Genomic DNA, 25,366 nt, shown 5'->3' on the forward strand with positions numbered 1-25,366 from the left:
ATGAACATCGAAAAAAGCAGATTAATTTCTGAGGCCGCCCCTCATCTGAACGCCTCTCTGGGCACAATTAACGGTAATGAATTTGCCGCAATTGTCCAGGTTATTCCTGGTCATATCGGTGGGCGTGAAACCAATATTGTTAGCGCAAAAGCGTTACACAAAGCGTTGGGCGTGGGAAAAGACTTCTCTACATGGATCACTGATCGCATCTCTGAATATGACTTCACCATTGGGCACGATTACTCAGTCCATAAAACAATTTCCCCAAATTTGGGGAAAAGCCCGAATGGCACGGCTTACAGCAAGATTAAGCACTCTGGCAGACCCGGCAAAGACTATCTGTTAAGTGTCGGAATGGCGAAAGAACTGGCAATGATCGAACGCAATGATCAGGGGCGCGCTATCCGCCGTTATTTCATCCAGTGCGAGGAAGAATTACAGCGTAGCGTGCCTGAAATCGCCGCCCGCTATCGTCGCCAGCTAAAAGCCCGTATCAGTGCCGCAAACAACTTTAAGCCAATGTGCGATGCGCTGAATATGGCCCGTGCCGAGATGGGGAAAACGACGCAGCAACACCACTACACAAACGAGAGCAATATGATTTCTCGTATCGTTCTTGGTGGGCTAACTGCTAAGCAGTGGGCGCGGATAAATGGCTATTCTGGCGAACCTCGCGACCATATGAACGCAGAACAGCTTGAGCACCTCTCATATCTCGAAAGCACCAATATCACGTTAATTGATATGGGCATGGAATATGAGCAGCGCAAAGGAGAACTCACCCGCCTGTCGCAACGCTGGCTCGCTAAGCGTCTGGAGGCGGTCCATGTTTAAGCCGACAGGAACACCACAACCTCAAAAACGCTACAAAGATGCCCACGGAGCACTCGTTACTGTCGAAAGCGTGTCTCACAACCGAGTGACGTTTTATCGCGACGGGTATCAATCGCCATGCGTACAACCGCTGGCACGTTTCATGAAGGAGTTCGCGGAGGTTAACAAATGCTAACCGCCCAGAAGAAGACATTTTCACTGGCTGGTATGTCGCCAAAATCCAGCAATATGACAGCAAAGTCAGGCATTAATACAGCAGATACAAGCAAAGTTTATCATTTGCTGGTGGTAGGAGCGGATGCCTTAACTATGTCAGAAATTACGGTCGATGGTGTTAGCGTTGAGAAGGTCAGCGGCTGCGCCAGAGAATTTCTGGTCGTAGATGGCTTTCTCTGCTCGCGTAGTGACTCCACAAAAACCTTCGTCCACGCGCGTGACGTTAACGAAATGAGCGCGATGTACTGTGCTTCTGGTTCTTCCAATAGTGAGTTTTCGGAGTCCATAAAAAAGAGCTTGCCGTTATGCGGCAACACGGTTTATGGTTATAAGGCACCTCATAAAACGGGTGCCGGGATTGGCGTCCTGGTAAATCGAATGGCGACATATGACGCGCCGAGCGTCTTTTTTTATGTCGTAGGTCTGACTCACCCATTTTTTGGGCGTTGGTGTATAATCCAGCGCCTTTGTCAATCAATGGTGGCTCAGGCAGGGGCTTCTTCGGAAGCGCCGGTATCCATTCGAGCCGGTTACGCCAACCCTGTCTGGGCTACCACCAGCGAAATTGGCGTTTCCGGTGGTAGCGTTACATGCTATCGAATGGAGGCTGCCACATGCTGGCTACTACCCCTACCCAAAAACCGCAATTTATCTGGATTATCGCCGCAGTTCGCCGCGATTGCCCGACAATTACCGCCAAAATTCATCATATTGCTGCCGAGTCTGAACGCGATGCTCGCCGTTCTCTGGTGCGCGATCACGTCTGCTTTTTTGCTGGTCGTATCCGCATGGAGGTGGCACATGATTAAAACCTACGATGTGCATATGGATCCCCTCGAACGCACAAGCCAGATCATCACACTGACAGAAGTGATTAACGACATTCTGGTGAGCAACTCTCCCTCACGAGACGAAAGACTGAAGGCGTTACTCGCGATATTGGATCTCGCCGTTCGTGACGTTCATTTCCTGCTGGAAGGTGGCGAAATGCCAGTAAAAACGGGGGAAACCAATGAATAACTCAATTAATACCCCTCGCCTTACGTCCGCACTTCAATTAATCGAGCAAGCAGCGGCTGTCCTGGTTGCTGTCAGTCTTTCGGCTGAAGAAATGGACGCTACTGATGTCGTGGATGCGATTAAAGCGTGCTCATCTTTGGTTAACGATGCCCGTGCAGAGCTGGTAATTCTTGGGGGTGAAAAATGAATATCAACTTAATTTATCGTCATCCGTGTGAGCTGGAAATTGAATCATTGCTGAGCCGTGAAGAGCCATATCCAGACACATTCACTCTTGCAGATCGCACGACTGAACGGCTTACCAGAGCGCGCACAGGTCTGGTTCATGTGATGAATGAGATTCTTCCATCGGTGGGAGGGGAACAGGCGACAGTAATCACTAGCTGGCTACAAAAAGTTACCTCTCTGATAGATATCAGTTTAATCGATGCGGAGAGTGCGAAATGACCAACATCCAGCTCATTGAAGCGCAATGTCGTATCGAACAGGTTCAGACTGTTTTAGGGTTCTGGCTTGAAGGGGCCAGCCCCAGCAACAGAGACAAGTTAATGATTGGCGCGGTTATGTCACTGCTCAATGGCGTACCAGAAGCTATTCAGGAAGCAGACGAATTGTTGGGCAAATATGAGTTACAGAATCATTCAGGCGAGGCGAAACATGAATAATTTCTTAACTTTCCATGCAGAAGCAACGCCTGACGGCGTAAACATCATGTACCGCAGCAACGATGGCATGACAGAACGCGTTGAGGCCGTTTCATATATTGATGCCGTAAATCGTCTGGATGCCGGGGATTATGACGATAAACCAGATGAAGGTATGTCAATACATCTCGCTATTGCCGATGGCGGCAACCAGGGATATTTCGATTACACATCACAGCATAACGTCATTATGTGGAGATGGCTGATCGCAACAGTATTCATGCTGGAAATGAGAGAGGAAAACGGCACTGTCAGCATCATTGATGATACTGGCAATCCTTCCGAAGTGGCTGTTTATTCCAACGGCATCGTCGCCATGCCGCTGTATCCAGTAGCAGAGCGCCTCGCTATGGCAAACAACATTGAGGGCGCGATGATAGAACGTTTTGGCATCGAGTCTGGCACAGAACGCGCCATCATTTTCTACAGAGCCATGATGGATGTGGAACAAGGAGCACTGACTCCATTTGGTCGTGAAACGCTTGCTGAACTTCACAACAGCTTTATAGCTGAACTGAATGAAAACGGCATGCCAGCGGAACCAGTGACGCACTGAGGATGGAGCCATGATTACTAAAAATTTCCGACTGAATGCGCTGGCAAATAAGTATGCGTCGGCACTGTATAACCACATTACCTCCACCAGCGGCGGGGACTATTTCATGGTTGATGCGGACGGCGAGGCCGTACGTGTGGAAATCGTCAATGGAGTAAAAGGCGTTCGCAGCCTGATCGATAGCTACACACTGGCAGCCATGAAAGTGTTCTACCCGCAGTGGGAAACCGTGGGGATCGAGCTTCTTGAGCGTTGCGTCACTAAGGACGGATTGACTGACGTCGGGCGTGAGATATGGCAAAGCATGGTTAATGACATGGGCGCAACTGTAGCGGGAGGTTCTCATGCGTGAAAATGCAGAAATGGCGCTTAGCTCCGCAATCGGAGAGCAGGTGGCAAAGATTGCTGGTGCTGTGTGGATTCATAACCTTCATTCTACTGGTGAAGAGAAAATGGCAATTCAGACGCCAGAGGGACGCACCATTACTACATCTCTGAAGCCGTCAGATGTTTGTGATCTGATTTGCGCATTCATGTACCCAGCAATGAGGACTGTCCACGGCGATAAGTGGAAACTTGCGACAACCGCTGAATTTGATATGTGGCTAAACAATGATGGCATGCTGACTGATTACGGAATAACCAAGTGGCAGATGCTGGTTAGCCATATCGCAAACGCTATAGACCACGTGGGGTACGGTGATGCGAAACATTGATCTTATCCGTCAGGTTATCAGTGCGTCTGAAAACAACTGGCCTCATGTGCTGGGCTGCCTGAACATAAATGTCCCTGACTCTCCGCGCCGTCATGCTCCCTGCCCTGCATGTGGGGGCAAAGATCGATTCCGGTTCGATGACAACGGGCGCGGTAGCTTCATCTGTAATCAGTGCGGCGCTGGTGATGGGCTGGATTTAATTAAACGCGTAAATAACTGCGACACAACAGAGGCGGCGCTTCTTGCCGCTGATGTTCTGGGTATTGATTACCGGACAACGGAAACACCAGAAGCCACCAGCCAGAAACGGGAACAACTGGAAACCGAGCGCCAGCGACGCGAACAGGAGCGCCTGAAAAGGGCAGAGAAGGACGAACAACAAAGACGGGATACGTTTTCCCGTCAGTTTGATGACATGCGCAGAAAGGCTGTAAACGGCAAATCTGATTATCTGGTTGCGAAAGGGGTAGGTGATTTTACATTCCCCGTGTTGCCCGATGGATCTCTGTTGCTGGCGCTGGTGGATAAATCCGGCGCAGTCACAGCAGCACAGACTATTACCTCACATGGTGAAAAAAGACTCCTGAGAGGTTCAGCAAAGCGGGGGGCATATCACGCCATAAACGCGCCAGAAACAACACAGAGCATCTTAATTACAGAAGGGCTGGCAACGGCATTATCTGCCCATTTAATTCGTCCAGAGGCGCTGACAGTGGCGGCGATTGATGCCGGGAACCTGTTATATGTCGCCCAGGTACTGCGGGATAAATTTCCTTCAGCACAAATCATCATTGCTGCGGATAACGACCACAGCGAAGGAAGACAAAACACGGGGAGAATAGCAGCAGAAAAAGCAGCTTTATCTGTTTCTGGATGGGTGGCATTACCCCCGACAGATCACAAAGCAGACTGGAATGATTACCACCAAAAACACGGCATTAAATGCGCCACAGAAGCGTTCAATAAGTCAATGTACCAACCACAGGGTAATGGCGTGAAACAGGAGCCACAGACCATTGAGGGAAGCGATTTTAAGGTTATGGATACCGACCCACTGAAACCAAGAATAGAAAGCCGCGAGGATGGTATTTATTGGGTATCTCCGAGAGCTGACAGCCAGAGTGGAGAAATCATCAATAACGAAAGCTGGTTATGTTCTCCGTTAAGCGTTATCGGTACTGGCAGAGACGATAAAGACCAGTATCTCATTCTTCGCTGGCTGTCGTTTGGTTCTGAAACGCCGACAACCGCTGCCATTCCACTGGCTGATATTGGTGAACGTGAAGGATGGCGCACACTTAAAGCTGGTGGGGTAAATGTCACGACCAAAAGCAGCCTCAGAGCAATACTGGCAGACTGGCTACAACGCAGTGGCTCTCGTGAATTGTGGCGTGTTGCTCATGCCACTGGCTGGCAATGCGGAGCGTACATCATGCCTGATGGGGAAATCATCGGAACACCTGAAAATCCTGTGCTGTTCAGCGGGAGAAGCTCAGCCGCAGCCGGATATACCGTCTCAGGGAGCGCGAAAAGCTGGCGTGATAACGTGGCGCGTCTGGCCTTTGGTAACTATTCAATGATGACCGGGATCGGCGCAGCACTGGCAGCGCCATTGATTGGGCTGGTGGGCGCTGACGGGTTCGGCATTCATTTCTATGAGCAGTCGAGCGCAGGTAAGACCACCACGGCAAACGTGGCGAGCAGCTTATACGGCAACCCTGATTTACTGCGGCTGACGTGGTACGGAACCGCGCTGGGGCTGGCAAATGAGGCCGCCGCCCACAATGACGGACTAATGCCGCTTGATGAAGTTGGTCAGGGCGCTGATCCTGTCAGCGTTTCACAGTCTGCCTATGCGTTATTTAACGGTGTAGGGAAACTGCAAGGCGCTAAAGATGGTGGAAACCGGGATCTAAAACGCTGGCGTACAGTGGCAATCAGCACCGGAGAAATGGATTTAGAAACATTTATCGCTACTTCCGGGCGAAAAACCAAAGCCGGGCAACTGGTGCGACTGCTGAATATTCCGTTGAGTAAAGCAGTACGCTTTCACGATTACCAGAACGGAAAACAGCACGCAGACGCACTGAAAGACGCTTACCAGCATCACCACGGCGCGTCCGGGCGTGAGTGGATTAAATGGCTGGCAGACCACCAGCAACAGGCTATTAAAACCGTTCGTGACTGCGAAAGCAGATGGAGAAGCCTGATCCCATCCGATTATGGTGAGCAGGTTCACCGTGTAGCCGCGCGATTTGCCATTCTGGAGGCCGCATTGTTGTTAGGCGAGGTTGTAACAGGCTGGGATGCTCAGACATGCCGTGATGCGATACAGCACAGCTATAACGCATGGTTGCGCGAGTTCGGCACAGGTAACAAAGAGCATCAGCAGATTATTGAACAAACGGAGGCATTTCTTAATGCCTATGGGCTTAGCCGTTTTGCACCATTTCCATACAGCCCGGCAGATTTGCCCATCAAAGATTTAGCCGGATACCGTCAGCGTGGAGAACATGACGAAAGCCCAATGATTTTCTACACATTCCCGGCCACATTTGAAAAGGAGATCGCATGTGGTTTCAACGCAAAACAGTTTGCTGAAGTGTTGAAAAAAGCCGGGATGCTAACCCCACCAAACAGCGGTCGTGGATACCAAAGAAAATCACCACGTATTCAGGGACGACAAATAAACGTTTATGTACTCAATTACCAGCCAGGAGATTATAACTCATCTGAAGAATGAGCTTCTTCATGTGCGTAGAAAAGGTGTTGGTTCAGTTGGTTCAGTTGGTTCAATTTGTAAAGAGTATTGTTTTATAAGGATTTTATTCTTTTTATTGAACCAACACTGAACCAACAACACGGTATTTTGAACCAACACAATGTGACTGAATTGATGCGCACAACACCTGGCTGGCATCAGAGAGTGTTTTACGAGACTTTCGTAAAATCCTGTGTACAAGGGCGTGACGTTTTTGAAAGTGAGCACTACGAAATTTTCGTAGTTCAGAAAACAGCCTCTGAGAAGTTGTTATGCCTGTTCAGCAAACCATCCGCATAGCTGATCGCGAATCAAATTACCAATGGAGCCAGAAGCAAGGGCAGAACTGAAAAGCGCCTGCCGTGAAGAGTAATGCGACACCATAAATATAGTTTTTAGAGTCCATAAAAAACCTGTCAAAACCTGACACACAGAACGATGCCACCAGCTACTGAGCGGTGGCATTTTTTTGTGCTATTTGTTTCATATTTTGCAATTACGATGATGAATATTGCGATTTGTGAAACTATAATAACTGTTGTTTTATACAGTTCTAAGGGGGCGTTATGGCTATTTCAGTAAAGCCGGTATTGATAAGTGAGAAGCAAATGGAAGCGATAAAGAAAATTCAGGAAGAGCAGCGTAAAAAATCAGGAATTGGAGTAGCGCCAACTCTGCATGAAATTGCACGAGGGTTAATAGATAAGGCGCTGGCAGGCTGTATGTGAAAATGGATGGCATCGCATGGAACTAAAATTTATTGATAACCCTGTGCGATTACAGGCCTTTCTTAACGAGCCAGGCAATACCGAAAATATTGTTGAGCCGGGGCACACGTACTACATCAAGCCTGATGCGGTATATCTCGGCATCTACGAAGGATTAGTGCTGGCTGGCGTTCATGAAGTGCGTAACTTCTGGCATAGCGTTGTTGAATGCCATGCGGTGTACGACCCCGGATTCCGTGGTGAATATGCACTGCAAGGGCATCGATTATTCTGCAAATGGCTTCTCGAAAACTCACCATTCCTTAACAGCATTACCATGGTTCCTGACACCACCAAATACGGACGGGCAATTATCCGTTTGCTTGGCGCTACCCGTGTTGGTCACCTTGATGATGCTTATATCAGATGTGGTAAACCCGTCGGCGTAACGCTTTATCAGTTAACTCGGCAACAATATAAGGAATTCAGCGAATGTTAATTACCCACATAGCTCATAAACATCTCAATCGTGCCGTATACGAAAAAGGCGGTGATGGTGGTGCCTCTAAAGCTCAGGCGAAGGCCCAGCAGCAGGCAATTGATTTGCAGCGCGAGCAGTGGAATACGGTGATGAATAATCTCAAGCCGTATGCAGAAGTCGGATTGCCTGCTTTACAACAACTACAAGGACTGATGACTCTGGAAGGGCAGAATAAAGCCGCGAATGATTTCTTTGGTTCTGGTTTATATAAAACACAGGCAGATCAGGCCCGTTATCAGAACCTTGTCTCAGCAGAAGCTACCGGGGGGCTTGGCTCAACAGCTACCAGTAACCAGTTATCTTCCATTGCGCCCATGCTTTATAACAATTGGCTCAGTGGGCAAATGCAAAATTATGGAAACCTGCTAAATGTCGGGATGAATGCGGCATCAGGGCAGGCAACGGCAGGGCAAAACTACGCCAATAATACCGGACAACTCTTGCAGGGGCTTGGCGCTATTCGTGCAGGTCAGGCGCAGCAGCCATCCAGTCTTGCGCGTGGTATTGGTGGGGCAGCATCAGGCGCTTTAGCGGGTGCGCAACTTGGTTCCGTTGTTCCTGGAATAGGAACTGCGGCCGGCGCTATTGGTGGTGGGCTTATTGGTCTTGTTGGGGGGCTTGGATTCTAATGGCGACATGGCAACTTGGCGGGCTGCCTAGCATGGCACCGCAAAATGATAATGCTCCTCGTTCTTCCGTTCCTCAGCCTGTGCAGTATCAGCAGCAGCCAAACGTAGGTTTAATGGCGCTACAGGGGCTAAGAGGCGTTGCTGAGATTAATCAGCAGGCGCAAATTTCCCAGCAGTTAAAAGAATATCAGGCACGGTTGGGTAGTGCGGTAGCTAATAATGATCGTGTTGGCGTGCAGAAGTTAATGGCCCAGTATCCCCAGTTTATGGCTGATTCTCAAAAACAGATGGGATTCATTGATGCTGAGCAAAATCGACAGACCGCTGACGCTGCCATGAATCTGCGTCTTGCGTCACAAACTGGAGATCCACTGACCATGCAGAAGGCCATTCAGCAGGCAAATCCAGTATTACAGCGATTTGGTCTTCCTGCTGAAGAGGTTTATCAGTCTTGGCAGAATGACCCACAGGAATTCAACAGAATCACTGACCTCATCCACCTCCATGCTGATCCAAATAGTTACTTTAGTGTTCAAGAGAAGCAGCAAGGGCAGAGCATTGCACAGCAGAACGCAGATACATCCGCATATAATGCTCAGGTTAATGCGGAACAGGGTAATCGACGTCTCGATATGGAGCAGTTCAAAGTCCTATCCGATAACCAACTACGCACGAGAGAAATGGTTCTGAAAGCACGACTTGGACGTGCTCAAAATGACATCGAGAGAGACAAGCTCAATGCTGAACTGAGCAAGATACAGCAGGCGAAAGTGGAGAAGATGAACGATAAAATTAATACTGTTGCAGGTAACATCGACTCCTTGAACTCTGCGCTTGAAGTGGGTCATGAACTGGCGGGAATTGTAGGGAAACATCCTTCGGCCGTTACCCGCTCGCAGAACTATAACCCCCTGACGCTGGGGTTTGGATTCCTTCCTGATGTAGCAGAAGACACACGAAGCCTACGCGCCAAAGCTGATGAATACAACCTAAAGGTTATTCTGCCTAGCCTCAAAGGGACTTTTGGCTCTAACCCAACCGAAGGGGAAAGGGCTGCCCTTATGCAATCTCAAAATGGCATTAAGTCAGCAACCAGCAATGAGGCATTTTTGCGAGAGTTGAATAAAGCGCAGGACGTAATTATTCGAATGCAGAAACGACAGATTGCCGGGCTCGGTATTCCTGTAACCAAATCTAAGGACGAAGAAACTGATACCAAAATGCTGTTGCAGGATCCTTCACTGGTTAAGGATTATGTGACCGCACATGGCTATCTGCCGGAAAGTTACTATCAGGCAAAACTTAAGGGATGGCAATGATGGCACAACTGACAGAAAAACAGAAAGCCTATTCCCGTCATCTCGATGAAAAATATGGTTTCCCATCAGGGACGATGGAAACATTAGTTGGCAATGAATCTAGTGGTAACGGAAGTGCCGAGTCACCGAAAGGAGCTAGAGGATTTGCTCAACTGATGCCCTCAGTAATGAGTGATGCTGGTTATCGTGGAACAGATCCGCGCTCACTGCCATTTGAAAAGCAAATGGATATCGCAGCAAACCATCTCAATAAAGGAATGAAGCGATTTGGTGATATAGGTATGGCATTGGCTGGGTATAATTCTGGCTATGCTCGTATTAATGCCGTCAGAAACGGTAAATCTACACTGCCAGATGAAACGGCTAATTACGTAAGTAAATTTGCAGATGCCGGAATAATCCCTGATGACAGTGAAATCTTGCAGTTTGCACAAACCAGTCAACATCGCAATCTTCAGCAGCCTGACTACTCAGAGCTTGATAAAGAAATATCTCAGGTGGGAGATATTTCTGCATGGGAAGCAAAACGTCAGCAATTTAAGAACATAGAAGCAGGACTACCAACAGCCAGTTCATGGGAGCAGAAAAGAGCTCAGTTTCTCGCCGATGAAAATGCCGGGGAACCGCAGCAGCAAGTAGCCAAGTCTAACCTTAATCCTGAGATGGAATATCTTTCGCCAGGACTGAAAGCTGCGCCAGAGCAGATGGCCAGAGGGATTGCTAATATACCGTTTGATGTAATGGACGCAGGCGTGGGGGTAGTCAATGCGGCGCAATCAGCCGGAGCATGGGCAGCTCAGAAGCTTGGTGTGGGTGATGGCACATACACGCCCATATCACCTGTCTTTCGCCCAGTAGACCAACCTACAGATCCATACGCGCAGGCTGGTGAGCAGCTAGCACCTTACCTTATTACAGGATTAGGTGCAGGAAAGGCAGCTACCGCAGCTTCTTCAGTTGCCAACGCTCCACGTGCTGAACGTGCGGCCACAAAGGTGGCTAGTATGTTGGCAGAAAACCTGCCAGGTACATTGGTGAACGCCCAAAAGAACGGGCAGATCAGCCCAGAAGACCTAGCAAAAGAGACAGGTATTGGCCTAGCAGGATCGCTAGGAGCACGCGCTTTAATAAAGAGCGGACAGACAGCCAGTGACGTAATGCGAGATGTATTGCGGAGTAATACAAATCAATCAGGCCATGTGTTAGGGGCAGCAAATACTCTGGAAACCGCCAATGATGTATCGAAAGCAGCGCGTTCTGCCGTAGGCCGAGAGCATATCGCATCGCAGGCATCAAACGTCAGAGATGATGTCGCTAAGGCGGCGAAAATCACTGGTATTAATATCAACACCCTGACGCCTGGAATGCGCTCAGGTAGTCGTGGAATTGCCCAAGCAGAAGGTGTTCTGGCATCAACTCCTGGGAATGTTCAGGATGCTCACCTTACGGCCTTCAATGAAATATCCTCAAAGTTGAATAAGCAGTTGTCTGATTTCGGTGCTGAGTCTGGAAGCGCATCAGAAAAAAGCGCAGCAATTAAAGAGCGCATCATCGCGAGCCTCAGTGATATGAAAACAGCAGAGAATATGGCATGGGCAGAACTGCGAAGCACGATGCCACGCGAAAGGATGAAAATGAGTAATGGGATGGCTGTCGTCCAAGCAGAAAAAGCAGCCAATGTTCCACTCAGCCCGGAGATGAAACAGTTTCAGGCTGCCAACAACCAAGGTGGCGGCATAACCTTCGACGGGATGAAGGCATGGCGTGCTAAGTTTGCTGATGCTGAACAAGCAAACACCCGGGCAGGTAAGGCCAATGCCGCCCGGATTGCCGGAGAAATGCGCAGAGCTATCACTGATGACATGCGCATCATGGCTGAAAAAGGAAACTTCCTCACAGAATGGCAGAAAGCTAACGATCTCTCTAAAAGTTACATTATCGCCAAACAAAATGCCGAATCTGTTTTTGGTCGAGATCTCGCATCAGACGCTATGGTAAGAAAAGGTGCCGATACGCTTAAGGCATCCGCAAACACTGGAACGGGAGCTTTTCACCGTCTTATCTCCGCGCTGCCGGAAGCAGAACGCCAACCTGCAATAGCATCTATTCTTCAGCATGCTGTGGCGCAGGGAGAGAAGGGAGGAATCGGTGAAGAGTCAGGTATCCAGTATTTTGCCAAGCTCATGACCCAGCAGAATGTAAACGCCATCAGTCGTCATGCGCCAGATCTCGGTAGAATGATGAAAGAGTTCGGTGTACTCGCTAAAGCCAGTACCAGACCGCAGCGATACGTAGAGCGCACGGGAAGAACAACTGAGGCTCTCAAAACGCTCGATTCAGGCCTTCCAAAGATCGTCGGCGTGATTATGAACGGTGTTCAACAGTCAGGTGCGATCGCTGGAGGCTTTGGCGGTGGTGTAATTGGTTCGATTAGTGGTTTGGTTGCTGGTGGCGCGCTAAGAAATGCTGTGGCTAAGATTGGGGCGACAAGAAGTGGTCGATATGCGATAGAGAAAGCCGTTCAGGAAGCTACAAAAGCAGTGCGCGCAGGGGCATCACCAGCAGCGATCGCCGCAGCAGAGAAACGATTTTCGGCCAATAAAATTGCCATGAAAGCAATTCGTGATGCCGTTGGGGCTGAAGAATTCGTGAAACTGACAAGGGCCGGGATTGTAGCTACCCTCAGTGGCATGAAAGATGTTAGCGAATGGGAATAGACGCTCTAACTAACAAAACCATAATAGCCAAGGACGGCATACTGATATTGAGCCAACTATCAAAATTCCATATCACATTACGAGCCTGTGGCTTACATTCGCTTACAGTGATGATAATTTATAACCACGCAATTCTTAGGTGAGATTATCATGATTAAAAATCTTCTTTTAATATTATCCCTGTCATTATTGGCTGGATGCGTACAAAAACCGTTAGTAACGGTCAATGCTTTATCTTCCGGGCAATCTGTCGGTAAGAAGTTCTTGATCATCCCCGCAAGCCAAGAACTTTGGAACACCAAACAGATTGAATACACTCAAATAGCTACGGTAGTAGCCGCCAGTTTATCAAGCCAAGGATATACACAAGTTAAAGATGAAAAATTGGCTGACCAGGTAATTCTCTTGAACTTTTTGAGAAGCGGGGCCATTTCAAATACTCGTAATGTAACCATCCCAATATACGGGCAAACTGGTGTGAGCTCAGCAACAACGTACGGAAACTCGAACACCACGTTCAATAGTTATGGTGGTGGCTACGGTACAGCTAATACCACTGGAACGGCAACAACAGTTTATACGCCTACTTATGGAATTACTGGCGCGTATAACACAACTGTGACGGACACGTTCTACGGCGCAGGGGTGATACTCCAGTCGTTTGATGCCAAGGCTTATCTCAATAATCGGCAGATTAATATGTTATGGAAAGTTGGTAGCTCAGTCGTCTCGCAACAGTCTGATGGAATTGCTGATTACAAAGGGTTGGCGAGAATAGCCGCTAGCTATGCCGGGAAAAATACAGAAGGTGATATAACTTTTAATGTTGACCCTAAAGCACCAAATTAACTAATAAGCCCGGTACGCCGGGCATTCATGCCCCTATTATTCATGAATCGCTTTTTCTGGAAGGTATGCGACAAACGTTAAGTGACATTGCCTACACATTCGGGGCTCAAATCCGCTCCCAGTTGATGGGGCCGTTACAGTACGCGCATATCCGCTTTATGTGAAACAGGAAGATTTTTCTGATATCACTGCCACAGCAAAACACCAATTTCGAGACAAGTACGCGCGCGAGGGGTATCAGTTGCAAAATTTTTTGCAACTGCGTCCGACCAGTACGCACACGATGGCGGGGGATACCATAAAAGTGTTCTCTACATGAGACAGAGTGGTGGTGATGTGTTGATTATCGGCGTATATGCGCACAGGACGCGCTATGACAATGTTTTATGCGGGTACACCAATCACATGTATCTGACGTGATAAATCGCGTTACATGACATCTCATGTTGTGCTGGTGGTTATCACGACGTTCTGAATCTGGCCTTTGCCTGATATTTTGCGACAAGTACGCGCGCGTAGCATCGACAGCATACACATTGGATATTCATTTTGTGACCAATGCGATAAGTAGCGGGATAAGAATTGATAAAATCAACAGGCCGATGATCCACTTTTGATTTTCACTGGCCTTATCTCTATTTTCATCAATCTTATCAATAATTCGACGCTCCAAGCCGTGCATATCACCGCGAATGGCAATCATCTCATTGCGAACATCCGAGAAGTGGTTGGCTTGATGTTCAATGTGTGGCGTTCTGCCTTTCATTCCTGATCCTCACCTATCGTCACCACCTGCTGGTGTATAAAGGTATTGGCCCAAGCAGCTTTCCAATGGGCACTCATGTTTATACGCTGACCTTACAATCAATCACCGCTTTTAACTTTTCAGCATTGCTTCCCTGACGCTTCCACGCGCTGTAAATATCTTTATCCCACGCTTTACCAGCTTTTGTTTGATAGCCTGCTTCATTGATCCGTTCAGCTATCACACGCCCATTATCAAATCCCTGTCGGATGGTATCGGCAATGATCTTTATAACTGCCGTTTCGTTATATGGCTTTGGTGGGATGTTCGGCTTTCCGGCAATAAGCGACGCAGCAGCTTTTTCCATGCGCTCCACCAGCCCAAGCATTCGTGAATCAATAGACTTTTCCGGCTGTCCCAGCTTCATGCGAATCGCATCAACAAGCCAGGAGGTTTTATCCCCTCCAGAAGCGAGAACAGACCGATTAAACTCATCCTGCAATTCAGATGGGATGCGGAACGCGACCAGATTAGATTTGCTCATTGCAAAGACCATATCAGTGAGTAATATCCATACAGTATATCACTGTATAACACTGTTATACGCTCAAATATCAGCCAGAAAATAACGGGCCAATCACAAAGCTATCGCTGTGTTGTTGGTTCAGAGCTGGGCTGTGTTGGTTCAAAATGAGTTGATGTTGGTTCAATATTTTAGAAAAAACATAATAAAAACAACGATCTTTACAAATTGAACCAACTGAACCAACTGAACCAACACCTTTTTGCTTATCTATATAATCTGAGAGGCAGAAATGATAAGGGACAGGAAAGCTGAAGAGCTGGAGTCAAAAGGGCTATACCGGAGAGCTGCCGCACGATGGGCAGAAGTCATGATGCTGGCAGATGGCGATAAAGAACGTGAACATGCAGCAAACAGACGCTCTGAATGTATCCGTAAGGCGGCACGCCCACCAGCAACTACAGACAGATTCGGAGATTTAAGACAGGCAGTTAAGCGGACTCATTCGGCTCTTGGTATGGATGAGGAAGCGAGAGGGTACTTCAGGCGTTATCGCGATAAAGATTGCCAGAGACAGTAATGCTCTCTCTGTTTTGGCAAATTACCCCTCACTTTGAAGGGATCGGAGCTATAAAAATGGTTTTAGGTACATTCCTCAAATTGAGGATTGTGGGAAAACCAATGAGTTAGGCTTTTCCCCCAATGGGGGTTTTCGAAAGAATCAATGGGTTAGTCCATCGTGCAAATTTGCACCCTGCCAGCCAACGCAATTTCTCGTTGGCGAAAATATCAGGTATTTACTGAACGAACGGTCTACCAGTCTGTTCAGTTACCAGTTGCATATGGCTGTTTCATGTGAGAACGGAGGTTTTTTCGGACATCACTATTGGGTAAAGCAATTTCACGAGCAATACGCGCGCGCAGGACAACAAGCCTGAACATGGTTACACACCTCGATCGTGAGGGATGTAGGCAATGGCTTCTGACCAAAGCACCCGAAAAAACCGTGTACATAAGGGTGTACATAATCAAAAATCGCATTAGGAAGAAACCAGCTACAATGCGGCATTGAAGCCAATACTCTACAAACAGATCCAATATTGAGTAACGATTTGTTCGCCTTCAGAAAAAATTAAAGATACCTAAGAGCCCGATATTTCGGGCTTTTTTGCAACTGTATATACATTGCATTTTGAATACGACAGTTTGAGTACACCCCGTTTTCAACGTTTGGATTCATGCAAAATACCAAAACGATGTACAGGCTTTTACACGATCTGTAAGAACCTCGTCGCCCACCATAAAACATACATTTTGTCAGGTCACTTTTTCAAACATCGTAAATGTAAATAAACTGTGATCATCGTTATGTGTTTTTTATGATATAGTCTTGTTGGGTAAAGCAATTCACGGATATGTTTAAACCTTCACCTATATATTTAGAAAATGATGCATAAATGGATTAAATAACATTTATATGAATTGATTGCTGAATGTCTATAGATGGTAAAAATAGGTTATGGCAATTATCATTGAACCAGTCCCTTTTCGAATGAGTTTCTATTATGCAACAACCTGTAGTTCGCGTTGGCGAATGGCTTGTTACTCCGTCCATAAACCAAATAAGTCGCAATGGGCGTCAACTTACCCTGGAGCCGCGGTTAATCGATCTTCTGGTTTTCTTTGCCCAACATAGTGGCGAAGTACTTAGCAGAGATGAACTTATCGATAATGTCTGGAAGAGGAGTATCGTCACCAATCACGTTGTGACGCAGAGTATCTCAGAACTACGTAAGTCATTAAAAGATAATGATGAAGATAGTCCTGTCTATATCGCTACTGTCCCGAAGCGCGGTTATAAATTAATGGTACCGGTTATCTGGTACAGCGCAGAGGAGGGGGAAGAAATGATGTTATCTTCGCCAACCTCTATACCAGAGACGATTCCTGATACAGCTTCTCCCGTCCACAACCTTAACATCCAATACACTCCAACACCTCCCGAACACTCCCCAGTTAGAAGCAAACGATTAACTACTTTTTGGGTATGGTTTTTTTTCCTGTTGTCGTTAGGTATCTGTGTAGTACTCGTGGCATTGTCCAGTTTTGAAACGCGTCTTCCTATGAGTAAATCGCGTATTTTGCTCAATCCACGCGATATTGACATTCATATGGTGAATAAGAGTTGTAACAACTGGACTTCTCCATATCAGCGCTCTTACGCAATAGGGGTGGGCGATTTAGTGGCTACGTCACTTAATACCTTCTCCACCTTTATGGTGCATGACAAAACTAACTACAACATTGATGAACCGAGCAGCTCCGGTAAAACGCTATCTATTGCGTTTGTTAATCAGCGCCAATATCGCGCTCAACAGTGCTTTATGTCGGTGAAATTGGTAGATAATGCAGATGGTTCAACCATGTTGGATAAACGTTACGTCATCACCAACGGTAACCAACTGGCAATTCAAAATGATTTACTGGAAAGCCTGTCAAAGGCGTTGAATCAACCGTGGCCACAACGAATGCAGGAGATGTTTCAACAATTTTTACCTCATCGCGGCGCTTTATTAACTAATTTTTACCAGGCACACGATTATTTAATGCATGGTGATGATAAATCATTGAATCGTGCCAGTGAGTTATTAGGTGAGATTCTTGAATCATCGCCTGATTTTATCTATGCGAGAGCAGAGAAAGCCTTAGTTGATATAGTGCGTCATTCTCAGCATCCTTTAGATGAAAAACAATTAGCAGCTCTGAATACAGAAATTGATAACATTGGTACAATGCCGGGTGTGAATAACCTGTCCATTTTTTATCAAATAAAAACAGTCAGTGCTTTAGAAAAAGGGAAAATAGACGACGCGTATCAGGCGATAAATACTGGCATTGACCTTGAAATGTCCTGGCTAAATTATGTGTTGCTTGGCAAGGTTTATGAAATGAAGGGGATGAACAGGGAAGCTGCTGATGCATATCTCACTGCCTTTAATTTACGTCCAGGTGAAAATACTCTTTACTGGATTGAAAATGGCGTATTCCAGACCTCTGTCCCTTACGTTGTTCCTTACCTTGACAAATTTCTCTCTTCGGAATAAGTAAAATCCCGTGCATATTCATTCACGGGAACACTTATTGTTGAATTTTTATGTTTTCTTATTGTTTAATATGTTGCGGCAATTTATTTGCCGCATAATTTTTATTACATATATTTAACCATCAGAATTTACGTAACTTATTGTAATTATTGAATGTTTATCTTTTCATGATATCTACCTGCTATTCTGATCTGTTAATGGAGAGCTCAAGACCTCACTTACAGAAACTTTTGTATTATTTCACCTAATCTTTAGGATTAATCCTTTTTTTTTGAGTAGTCTTGTCGCCAGTTTGGTCTGGTCAATAAATAGTTATACATCATGATCCGGACTCCAAATTCTAAAATGAACTTAGGAGAAAAGCATGAGTTCTGCCAAGAAGATCGGGCTATTTGCCTGTACCGGTGTAGTTGCCGGTAATATGATGGGGAGCGGTATTGCATTATTACCTGCGAACCTTGCAAGTATCGGTGGTATTGCTATCTGGGGTTGGATTATCTCTATTATTGGTGCAATGTCGCTGGCTTATGTATATGCCCGACTGGCAACCAAAAACCCGCAGCAAGGTGGCCCAATTGCTTATGCCGGGGAAATTTCTCCTGCATTTGGTTTCCAGACAGGTGTTCTTTATTATCACGCTAACTGGATTGGTAACCTGGCGATTGGTATTACCGCTGTATCTTATCTTTCAACCTTCTTCCCGGTATTAAATGATCCTGTTCCGGCTGGTATCGCCTGTATTGCTATCGTCTGGGTATTTACCTTTGTAAATATGCTCGGCGGTACCTGGGTAAGCCGTTTAACCACTATTGGTCTGGTGCTGGTTCTTATTCCGGTAGTTATGACTGCTATTGTTGGCTGGCACTGGTTTGATTCTGCGACTTATGCAGCTAACTGGAATACTGCGGGTACCACTGATGGTCATGCAATCATTAAAAGTATTCTGCTCTGCCTGTGGGCCTTCGTAGGTGTGGAATCTGCAGCAGTAAGTACTGGTATGGTTAAAAACCCGAAACGTACTGTTCCACTGGCAACCATGCTGGGTACTGGTTTAGCAGGTATTGTCTACATTGCTGCGACCCAGGTTCTTTCCGGTATGTATCCGTCTTCTGTAATGGCAGGTTCCGGTGCTCCGTTTGCAATCAGTGCTTCCACTATTCTGGGTGACTGGGCTGCGCCGATGGTTTCTGCATTCACCGCATTTGCGTGCCTGACTTCTCTGGGCTCCTGGATGATGCTGGTAGGCCAGGCAGGTGTGCGTGCCGCTAACGACGGTAACTTCCCGAAAGTTTATGGTGAAGTCGACAGCAACGGTATTCCGAAAAAAGGTCTGCTGCTGGCTGCAGTGAAAATGACTGCCCTGATGATCCTTATCACTCTGATGAACTCTGCCGGTGGCAAAGCATCTGACCTGTTCGGTGAACTGACGGGTATCGCAGTACTGCTGACCATGCTGCCGTACTTCTACTCTTGCGTTGACCTGATTCGTTTTGAAGGCGTTAACATCCGCAACTTTGCCAGCCTGATCTGCTCTGTACTGGGTTGCGTGTTCTGCTTCATCGCTCTGATGGGCGCAAGCTCCTTCGAGCTGGCAGGTACCTTCATCGTCAGCCTGATTATCCTGATGTTCTACGCTCGCAAAATGCACGAGCGCCAGAGCCACTCAATGGATAACCACACAGCGTCTAACGCACATTAATTAAAAGTATTTTCCGAAGCTCCTCCTTTCATTTGTCCCATGTGTTGGGAGGGGCTTTCTTTACCTGGAGATATGACTATGAACGTTATTGCAATATTGAATCACATGGGGGTTTATTTTAAAGAAGAACCCATCCGTGAACTTCATCGCGCGCTTGAACGTCTGAACTTCCAGATTGTTTACCCGAACGACCGTGACGACTTATTAAAACTGATCGAAAACAATGCGCGTCTGTGCGGTGTTATTTTTGACTGGGATAAATACAATCTCGAGTTGTGCGAAGAAATTAGCAAAATGAACGAGAACCTGCCGTTGTACGCGTTCGCTAATACTTATTCCACACTCGATGTAAGCCTGAACGATCTGCGTTTACAGATTAGTTTCTTTGAATATGCGCTGGGTGCTGCCGATGATATTGCTAACAAGATCAAGCAGACCACTGACGAATATATCAATACTATTCTGCCGCCACTGACCAAAGCGCTGTTTAAATATGTACGTGAAGGTAAATATACTTTCTGTACTCCTGGCCACATGGGCGGTACTGCATTCCAGAAAAGCCCGGTAGGTAGCCTGTTCTATGATTTCTTTGGTCCAAACACCATGAAATCTGATATTTCCATTTCAGTATCTGAACTGGGTTCTCTGCTGGATCACAGTGGTCCGCACAAAGAAGCAGAACAGTATATCGCCCGCGTATTTAACGCAGACCGCAGCTACATGGTAACCAACGGTACTTCCACTGCGAACAAGATTGTTGGTATGTACTCTGCTCCGGCAGGCAGCACCATTCTGATTGACCGTAACTGTCACAAATCGCTGACCCACCTGATGATGATGAGCGATGTTACGCCAATCTATTTCCGCCCAACCCGTAACGCTTACGGTATTCTTGGCGGTATCCCACAGAGTGAATTCCAGCACGCTACCATTGCTAAACGCGTTAAAGAAACACCAAACGCAACCTGGCCGGTACATGCCGTAATTACTAACTCTACCTATGACGGTCTGCTGTACAACACCGACTTCATCAAGAAAACGCTGGATGTGAAATCCATCCACTTTGACTCCGCATGGGTGCCTTACACCAACTTCTCACCGATTTACGAAGGTAAATGCGGTATGAGCGGTGGCCGTGTAGAAGGGAAAGTGATTTACGAAACCCAGTCCACTCACAAACTGCTGGCGGCGTTCTCTCAGGCTTCCATGATCCACGTTAAAGGCGATGTAAACGAAGAAACCTTTAACGAAGCCTACATGATGCACACCACCACTTCTCCGCATTACGGTATCGTGGCTTCCACTGAAACCGCTGCGGCGATGATGAAAGGTAATGCCGGTAAACGTCTGATCGACGGTTCCATCGAACGTGCGATCAAGTTCCGTAAAGAGATCAAACGTCTGAGAACGGAATCTGATGGCTGGTTCTTTGATGTATGGCAGCCAGATCACATCGATACGACTGAATGCTGGCCGCTGCGCTCTGACAGCACCTGGCACGGCTTCAAAAACATCGATAACGAGCACATGTATCTTGACCCGATCAAAGTCACTCTGTTGACTCCGGGGATGGAAAAAGACGGCACAATGAGCGAGTTCGGTATTCCGGCCAGCATCGTGGCGAAATACCTCGACGAACATGGCATCATTGTTGAGAAAACCGGTCCGTATAACCTGCTGTTCCTGTTCAGCATCGGTATCGATAAGACCAAGGCACTGAGCCTGCTGCGTGCTCTGACCGACTTCAAACGCGCGTTCGACCTGAACCTGCGTGTGAAAAACATGCTGCCGTCTCTGTATCGTGAAGATCCTGAATTCTATGAAAACATGCGTATTCAGGAACTGGCTCAGAATATCCACAAACTGATTGTTCAGCACAATCTGCCGGATCTGATGTATCGCGCATTTGAAGTTCTGCCGACCATGGTGATGACTCCGTATGCTGCGTTCCAGAAAGAGCTGCACGGTATGACCGAAGAAGTTTACATCGACGAAATGGTAGGTCGTATTAACGCTAATATGATCCTTCCGTATCCGCCGGGAGTTCCTCTGGTAATGCCGGGTGAAATGATCACTGAAGAAAGCCGTCCGGTTCTGGAGTTCCTGCAGATGCTGTGTGAAATCGGCGCTCACTATCCGGGCTTTGAAACCGATATTCACGGCGCATATCGTCAGGCTGATGGCCGCTATACCGTTAAGGTATTGAAAGAAGAAAGCAAAAAATAATTAGCTAGTACAAGGGAAGTGGCTTGCCACTTCCCTTTTTTGCTCATAAGGAGAACACATGAAAACACCCTCACAGCCGCGCGCGATATACTATATCGTGGCGATCCAGATCTGGGAGTACTTCAGTTTTTACGGCATGCGTGCCTTACTCATTCTCTATCTCACCCATCAGCTTGGTTTTGATGATAACCATGCCATTAGCCTGTTCAGCGCATATGCATCCCTGGTTTACGTTACCCCTATTCTCGGCGGCTGGCTTGCCGACCGCCTGCTCGGCAACCGCACTGCAGTAATTGCCGGCGCGCTATTAATGACTCTTGGCCATGTGGTGCTGGGCATTGATTCAAATTCAACCTTTAGCCTGTATCTGGCGCTGGCAATCATTATTTGTGGTTACGGTTTATTCAAATCAAACATCAGTTGTTTGCTTGGCGAGCTCTATGACGCGGACGATCATCGTCGTGATGGCGGTTTTTCGCTGCTGTATGCAGCGGGCAATATCGGCTCTATCGCCGCCCCCATCGCCTGTGGTCTGGCTGCACAGTGGTATGGATGGCATGTTGGCTTTGCCCTGGCGGGGGGCGGCATGTTTATCGGCTTGTTGATTTTCTTAAGTGGTCGTCGTCATTTTCAGTCCACGCGTGGCATGGATAAAAAAGCGCTCACTACCGTGAAGTTTGCCTTACCGGTATGGGGGTGGTTGATGGTGATGCTCTGTTTTGCCCCAGTATTTTTTACTCTGCTGCTGGAGAATGACTGGTCCGGCTATTTGCTGGCGATCGTTTGCCTTATTGCTGCACAAATCATTGCACGCCTGATGATCAAATACCCTGAACACCGTCGCGCTCTTTGGCAAATCGTATTGTTGATGTTTGTCGGAACGCTGTTCTGGGTGCTGGCACAACAGGGCGGCAGTACCATCAGCTTGTTTATCGATCGCTTTGTGAATCGTCAGGCATTCAATATTGAAGTACCTACTGCGCTATTCCAGTCAGTGAATGCAATTGCGGTAATGCTTGCCGGGATTGTACTTGCCTGGCTGGCATCGCCGGAAAGCCACGGCAACTCAACATTACGCGTCTGGCTGAAGTTTGCCTTTGGCTTACTGCTGATGGCTTGTGGCTTTATGTTGCTGGCATTTGATGCCCGGCACGCCGCGACTGGCGGTCAGGCGTCAATGAGCGTGATGATAGCCGGGCTGGCACTAATGGGCTTTGCCGAACTCTTTATTGATCCGGTGGCGATTGCGCAAATCACACGTCTGAAAATGTCTGGCGTATTAACCGGGATTTATATGCTGGCAACCGGGGCGGTCGCCAACTGGCTGGCCGGCGTAGTAGCACAGCAAACAACAGAGTCGCAAATTAGCGGTATGGCAATTGCGGCTTACCAGCGATTCTTTTCTCAGATGGGAGAGTGGACGTTGGGTTGTGTGGCGATCATCGTGGTATTGGCCCTTGCTGCCCGATTTCTGTTTAGCACGCCTACCAATATGATACAGGAGACTCGCGATTAATTATCGGAGAAACAATTAGTTATAAGTTGATATTTTTCAGTTTAACACACTAATAAATCGAGACGTGTAAGTCATTTAAACCATTTTATTGGTTATTTATTAGTGATATCAGCTTGAGGTGAGTGCTGGTTTCGATAAGATAAACTGAGTTATTTATAGTCGAGGCAGATAATACGGTATACCAATCTGTCTCTTTATCTACGCTAAATTGAACGCTGGATTTAGAGGAACCAAAATGTCTGAACGAGAAACACAGGGAGCCAATGAGGCTATTGATTTTAACGATGAATTGAGAAATCGTCGCGAAAAACTGGCAGCACTGCGTCAGCAAGGTGTGGCGTTTCCCAATGATTTCCGCCGTGACCATACCTCTGACCAGTTGCACGAAGAGTTTGATGCGAAGGATAACCAGGAACTGGAATCCTTAAACATTGAAGTCTCGGTTGCTGGCCGAATGATGACCCGCCGTATCATGGGGAAAGCTTCCTTTGTAACGTTGCAGGATGTGGGCGGTCGTATTCAACTGTATGTTGCACGAGATAGCCTGCCAGAAGGTGTTTATAACGATCAGTTTAAAAAATGGGATCTGGGCGACATTATCGGCGCACGTGGTACGCTGTTTAAGACGCAAACTGGCGAGCTTTCCATTCATTGTACTGAGTTGCGTCTGCTGACTAAGGCACTGCGTCCTTTGCCGGATAAATTCCATGGTCTTCAGGATCAGGAAGTACGTTATCGCCAACGTTATCTGGACCTGATCGCTAACGATAAATCCCGCCAAACTTTTGTTGTGCGCTCAAAAATTCTGGCGGCTATTCGCCAGTTCATGGTTGCTCGCGGCTTTATGGAAGTCGAAACGCCGATGATGCAGGTAATTCCAGGTGGGGCATCTGCTCGCCCGTTTATTACCCATCATAATGCTCTGGATTTGGATATGTATCTGCGTATCGCGCCGGAGCTGTATCTGAAACGCCTGGTTGTGGGTGGTTTTGAGCGGGTATTTGAAATCAACCGTAACTTCCGTAACGAAGGTATTTCTGTTCGCCATAATCCTGAGTTCACGATGATGGAGCTCTACATGGCGTATGCGGATTACCACGATTTGATTGAACTTACAGAATCGCTGTTCCGTACACTGGCACAAGATGTACTGGGTACCACTAAAGTCACTTATGGCGAGCATGTGTTTGATTTCGGTAAACCGTTTGAAAAACTGACCATGCGTGAAGCAATCAAAAAATATCGTCCAGAAACCGATATGGCTGATCTGGATAATTTTGATGCTGCTAAAGCGTTAGCTGAATCTATCGGTATTACAGTAGAGAAAAGCTGGGGACTGGGGCGTATTGTCACCGAAATCTTTGATGAAGTGGCAGAAGCACATCTGATTCAGCCGACCTTTATTACTGAATATCCGGCAGAAGTGTCGCCGCTGGCGCGCCGTAATGATGTTAACCCGGAAATCACCGACCGCTTTGAATTCTTTATCGGCGGTCGTGAAATCGGTAATGGTTTTAGCGAATTAAACGACGCAGAAGATCAGGCCGAACGTTTCCAGGAGCAGGTTAACGCCAAAGCTGCAGGTGACGACGAAGCCATGTTCTACGACGAAGATTACGTCACCGCACTGGAATATGGTTTGCCGCCAACTGCGGGTCTGGGTATTGGTATCGACCGAATGATCATGTTGTTTACTAACAGCCATACGATCCGCGACGTTATTCTTTTCCCGGCTATGCGTCCGCAGAAATAAGTTCCGCTTTAATTCAAGAGATATGTAATGCTGCCCGCTCAGGCGGGCAGCATTTTACTTAGTGGAAAAGCTGTCAGAAAACGACCGTTTACCATACTTTTTCTAATGCGTTTTTCTTAGCGTGACACCAGAAAAATGCATGCATACTACAGAAAACCTCAACCCCACATAATCACAACTTATCAATTTAGTCTCACCTTAAAAAATCTCAATCGTGACAACGTGCATAAA

Annotated in this window: 24 protein-coding genes; 22 read left to right on the forward strand and 2 right to left on the reverse strand. The window is 47.2% G+C overall.

Annotated elements, in window-relative coordinates:
- From PS053_RS13755 to PS053_RS13835, 16 genes are all read left to right on the forward strand, one after another.
- Window positions 1–834 (forward strand): antA/AntB antirepressor family protein, encoded by an 834-nt coding sequence (locus PS053_RS13755; RefSeq protein WP_273774109.1) that lies wholly within the window; start codon window positions 1–3, stop codon window positions 832–834.
- Complete coding sequence (locus tag PS053_RS13760; RefSeq protein WP_000476150.1) at window positions 827–1,009, forward strand: DUF4222 domain-containing protein; 183 nt, start codon at window positions 827–829, stop codon at window positions 1,007–1,009. The genes PS053_RS13755 and PS053_RS13760 overlap by 8 nt, the downstream gene beginning before the upstream one ends.
- On the forward strand, window positions 1,003–2,070 hold the full coding sequence (locus PS053_RS23225) for an ash family protein (RefSeq protein ID WP_001437061.1): 1,068 nt from the start codon (window positions 1,003–1,005) through the stop codon (window positions 2,068–2,070). Before PS053_RS13760 ends, PS053_RS23225 begins: the two co-directional genes overlap by 7 nt.
- Window positions 2,063–2,257, forward strand: coding sequence for a hypothetical protein (locus PS053_RS13775; protein WP_001065741.1), 195 nt, complete (start codon window positions 2,063–2,065; stop codon window positions 2,255–2,257). The genes PS053_RS23225 and PS053_RS13775 overlap by 8 nt, the downstream gene beginning before the upstream one ends.
- Entirely contained in the window at window positions 2,254–2,517 is a 264-nt protein-coding gene (locus tag PS053_RS13780; RefSeq protein WP_001024679.1) for a hypothetical protein, read from the forward strand. Before PS053_RS13775 ends, PS053_RS13780 begins: the two co-directional genes overlap by 4 nt.
- Entirely contained in the window at window positions 2,514–2,735 is a 222-nt protein-coding gene (locus tag PS053_RS13785) for a hypothetical protein (protein ID WP_000181940.1), read from the forward strand. Before PS053_RS13780 ends, PS053_RS13785 begins: the two co-directional genes overlap by 4 nt.
- Complete coding sequence (locus PS053_RS13790; protein WP_001058743.1) at window positions 2,728–3,330, forward strand: hypothetical protein; 603 nt, start codon at window positions 2,728–2,730, stop codon at window positions 3,328–3,330. Before PS053_RS13785 ends, PS053_RS13790 begins: the two co-directional genes overlap by 8 nt.
- A 10-nt stretch (window positions 3,331–3,340) precedes the next feature.
- On the forward strand, window positions 3,341–3,682 hold the full coding sequence (locus PS053_RS13795; protein WP_000628967.1) for a hypothetical protein: 342 nt from the start codon (window positions 3,341–3,343) through the stop codon (window positions 3,680–3,682).
- A complete protein-coding gene (locus PS053_RS13800) occupies window positions 3,675–4,046 on the forward strand; it encodes a hypothetical protein (protein WP_001208878.1) in 372 nt (123 codons plus the stop codon). Before PS053_RS13795 ends, PS053_RS13800 begins: the two co-directional genes overlap by 8 nt.
- Window positions 4,033–6,789 (forward strand): TOPRIM and DUF927 domain-containing protein, encoded by a 2,757-nt coding sequence (locus tag PS053_RS13805; protein ID WP_001555747.1) that lies wholly within the window; start codon window positions 4,033–4,035, stop codon window positions 6,787–6,789. Before PS053_RS13800 ends, PS053_RS13805 begins: the two co-directional genes overlap by 14 nt.
- A 584-nt stretch (window positions 6,790–7,373) precedes the next feature.
- The gene (locus PS053_RS13810; protein WP_001018524.1) at window positions 7,374–7,535 is read left to right on the forward strand and encodes a hypothetical protein; all 162 of its coding nucleotides are present in this window, start codon (window positions 7,374–7,376) and stop codon (window positions 7,533–7,535) included.
- Between the two features lie 16 nt (window positions 7,536–7,551).
- Window positions 7,552–8,013 (forward strand): DUF2824 family protein, encoded by a 462-nt coding sequence (locus PS053_RS13815; RefSeq protein WP_000420674.1) that lies wholly within the window; start codon window positions 7,552–7,554, stop codon window positions 8,011–8,013.
- Entirely contained in the window at window positions 8,007–8,684 is a 678-nt protein-coding gene (locus tag PS053_RS13820) for a hypothetical protein (protein WP_000909176.1), read from the forward strand. The genes PS053_RS13815 and PS053_RS13820 overlap by 7 nt, the downstream gene beginning before the upstream one ends.
- On the forward strand, window positions 8,684–10,003 hold the full coding sequence (locus tag PS053_RS13825) for a phage DNA ejection protein (RefSeq protein WP_021527466.1): 1,320 nt from the start codon (window positions 8,684–8,686) through the stop codon (window positions 10,001–10,003). Before PS053_RS13820 ends, PS053_RS13825 begins: the two co-directional genes overlap by 1 nt.
- A complete protein-coding gene (locus tag PS053_RS13830) occupies window positions 10,000–12,720 on the forward strand; it encodes a lytic transglycosylase domain-containing protein (RefSeq protein ID WP_016231879.1) in 2,721 nt (906 codons plus the stop codon). Before PS053_RS13825 ends, PS053_RS13830 begins: the two co-directional genes overlap by 4 nt.
- A 150-nt stretch (window positions 12,721–12,870) precedes the next feature.
- A complete protein-coding gene (locus tag PS053_RS13835) occupies window positions 12,871–13,569 on the forward strand; it encodes a hypothetical protein (RefSeq protein ID WP_000594596.1) in 699 nt (232 codons plus the stop codon).
- Between the two features lie 544 nt (window positions 13,570–14,113).
- Here the strand turns inward: PS053_RS13835 and PS053_RS13840 are convergent.
- Both PS053_RS13840 and PS053_RS13845 read right to left on the reverse strand, forming a co-directional pair.
- On the reverse strand, window positions 14,114–14,335 hold the full coding sequence (locus PS053_RS13840) for a hypothetical protein (protein WP_001378274.1): 222 nt from the start codon (window positions 14,333–14,335) through the stop codon (window positions 14,114–14,116).
- Window positions 14,336–14,414: 79 nt separating this feature from the next.
- The gene (locus tag PS053_RS13845) at window positions 14,415–14,858 is read right to left on the reverse strand and encodes a hypothetical protein (RefSeq protein WP_001344215.1); all 444 of its coding nucleotides are present in this window, start codon (window positions 14,856–14,858) and stop codon (window positions 14,415–14,417) included.
- A 271-nt stretch (window positions 14,859–15,129) separates the two neighbouring features.
- Here PS053_RS13845 and PS053_RS13850 point away from each other — a divergent pair, with 271 nt between their 5' ends.
- From PS053_RS13850 to lysS, 6 genes are all read left to right on the forward strand, one after another.
- Window positions 15,130–15,417: a PerC family transcriptional regulator gene (locus tag PS053_RS13850; protein ID WP_000617439.1), complete on the forward strand. Its 288-nt coding sequence runs from the start codon at window positions 15,130–15,132 to the stop codon at window positions 15,415–15,417.
- A gap of 985 nt (window positions 15,418–16,402) precedes the next feature.
- Window positions 16,403–17,941: a lysine decarboxylation/transport transcriptional activator CadC gene (cadC, locus tag PS053_RS13855; RefSeq protein ID WP_025238068.1), complete on the forward strand. Its 1,539-nt coding sequence runs from the start codon at window positions 16,403–16,405 to the stop codon at window positions 17,939–17,941.
- Between the two features lie 364 nt (window positions 17,942–18,305).
- A complete protein-coding gene (gene cadB, locus PS053_RS13860; protein ID WP_000092918.1) occupies window positions 18,306–19,640 on the forward strand; it encodes a cadaverine/lysine antiporter in 1,335 nt (444 codons plus the stop codon).
- A gap of 78 nt (window positions 19,641–19,718) precedes the next feature.
- Complete coding sequence (gene cadA, locus PS053_RS13865; RefSeq protein WP_002460343.1) at window positions 19,719–21,866, forward strand: lysine decarboxylase CadA; 2,148 nt, start codon at window positions 19,719–19,721, stop codon at window positions 21,864–21,866.
- 58 nt (window positions 21,867–21,924) lie between these two features.
- Entirely contained in the window at window positions 21,925–23,382 is a 1,458-nt protein-coding gene (gene dtpC, locus PS053_RS13870) for a dipeptide/tripeptide permease DtpC (protein WP_000856808.1), read from the forward strand.
- A 235-nt stretch (window positions 23,383–23,617) separates the two neighbouring features.
- On the forward strand, window positions 23,618–25,135 hold the full coding sequence (gene lysS / locus PS053_RS13875; protein ID WP_000003797.1) for a lysine--tRNA ligase: 1,518 nt from the start codon (window positions 23,618–23,620) through the stop codon (window positions 25,133–25,135).
- Window positions 25,136–25,366: the final 231 nt, after the last annotated feature.

Origin of the sequence: Escherichia albertii (genome assembly GCF_028622335.1) — a bacterium.
Classification (GTDB): domain Bacteria; phylum Pseudomonadota; class Gammaproteobacteria; order Enterobacterales; family Enterobacteriaceae; genus Escherichia; species Escherichia albertii.

Excerpts from the sequence above, each read along its gene's own strand:
- PS053_RS13800 (WP_001208878.1), top strand. The coding sequence starts at position 3,675 with ATGCGTGAAAATGCAGAAATGGCGCTTAGCTCCGCAATCGGAGAGCAG.
- PS053_RS13780 (WP_001024679.1), top strand. The coding sequence starts at position 2,254 with ATGAATATCAACTTAATTTATCGTCATCCGTGTGAGCTGGAAATTGAA.
- PS053_RS13785 (WP_000181940.1), top strand. The coding sequence starts at position 2,514 with ATGACCAACATCCAGCTCATTGAAGCGCAATGTCGTATCGAACAGGTT.
- PS053_RS13850 (WP_000617439.1), top strand. The coding sequence starts at position 15,130 with ATGATAAGGGACAGGAAAGCTGAAGAGCTGGAGTCAAAAGGGCTATAC.
- PS053_RS23225 (WP_001437061.1), top strand. The coding sequence starts at position 1,003 with ATGCTAACCGCCCAGAAGAAGACATTTTCACTGGCTGGTATGTCGCCA.
- PS053_RS13810 (WP_001018524.1), top strand. The coding sequence starts at position 7,374 with ATGGCTATTTCAGTAAAGCCGGTATTGATAAGTGAGAAGCAAATGGAA.
- PS053_RS13825 (WP_021527466.1), top strand. The coding sequence starts at position 8,684 with ATGGCGACATGGCAACTTGGCGGGCTGCCTAGCATGGCACCGCAAAAT.
- cadB (WP_000092918.1), top strand. The coding sequence starts at position 18,306 with ATGAGTTCTGCCAAGAAGATCGGGCTATTTGCCTGTACCGGTGTAGTT.
- lysS (WP_000003797.1), top strand. The coding sequence starts at position 23,618 with ATGTCTGAACGAGAAACACAGGGAGCCAATGAGGCTATTGATTTTAAC.
- PS053_RS13840 (WP_001378274.1), bottom strand. The coding sequence starts at position 14,335 with ATGAAAGGCAGAACGCCACACATTGAACATCAAGCCAACCACTTCTCG.
- PS053_RS13755 (WP_273774109.1), top strand. The coding sequence starts at position 1 with ATGAACATCGAAAAAAGCAGATTAATTTCTGAGGCCGCCCCTCATCTG.
- PS053_RS13775 (WP_001065741.1), top strand. The coding sequence starts at position 2,063 with ATGAATAACTCAATTAATACCCCTCGCCTTACGTCCGCACTTCAATTA.
- cadC (WP_025238068.1), top strand. The coding sequence starts at position 16,403 with ATGCAACAACCTGTAGTTCGCGTTGGCGAATGGCTTGTTACTCCGTCC.
- PS053_RS13795 (WP_000628967.1), top strand. The coding sequence starts at position 3,341 with ATGATTACTAAAAATTTCCGACTGAATGCGCTGGCAAATAAGTATGCG.
- PS053_RS13815 (WP_000420674.1), top strand. The coding sequence starts at position 7,552 with ATGGAACTAAAATTTATTGATAACCCTGTGCGATTACAGGCCTTTCTT.
- cadA (WP_002460343.1), top strand. The coding sequence starts at position 19,719 with ATGAACGTTATTGCAATATTGAATCACATGGGGGTTTATTTTAAAGAA.
- PS053_RS13835 (WP_000594596.1), top strand. The coding sequence starts at position 12,871 with ATGATTAAAAATCTTCTTTTAATATTATCCCTGTCATTATTGGCTGGA.
- dtpC (WP_000856808.1), top strand. The coding sequence starts at position 21,925 with ATGAAAACACCCTCACAGCCGCGCGCGATATACTATATCGTGGCGATC.
- PS053_RS13820 (WP_000909176.1), top strand. The coding sequence starts at position 8,007 with ATGTTAATTACCCACATAGCTCATAAACATCTCAATCGTGCCGTATAC.
- PS053_RS13830 (WP_016231879.1), top strand. The coding sequence starts at position 10,000 with ATGATGGCACAACTGACAGAAAAACAGAAAGCCTATTCCCGTCATCTC.
- PS053_RS13845 (WP_001344215.1), bottom strand. The coding sequence starts at position 14,858 with ATGAGCAAATCTAATCTGGTCGCGTTCCGCATCCCATCTGAATTGCAG.
- PS053_RS13790 (WP_001058743.1), top strand. The coding sequence starts at position 2,728 with ATGAATAATTTCTTAACTTTCCATGCAGAAGCAACGCCTGACGGCGTA.
- PS053_RS13760 (WP_000476150.1), top strand. The coding sequence starts at position 827 with ATGTTTAAGCCGACAGGAACACCACAACCTCAAAAACGCTACAAAGAT.
- PS053_RS13805 (WP_001555747.1), top strand. The coding sequence starts at position 4,033 with ATGCGAAACATTGATCTTATCCGTCAGGTTATCAGTGCGTCTGAAAAC.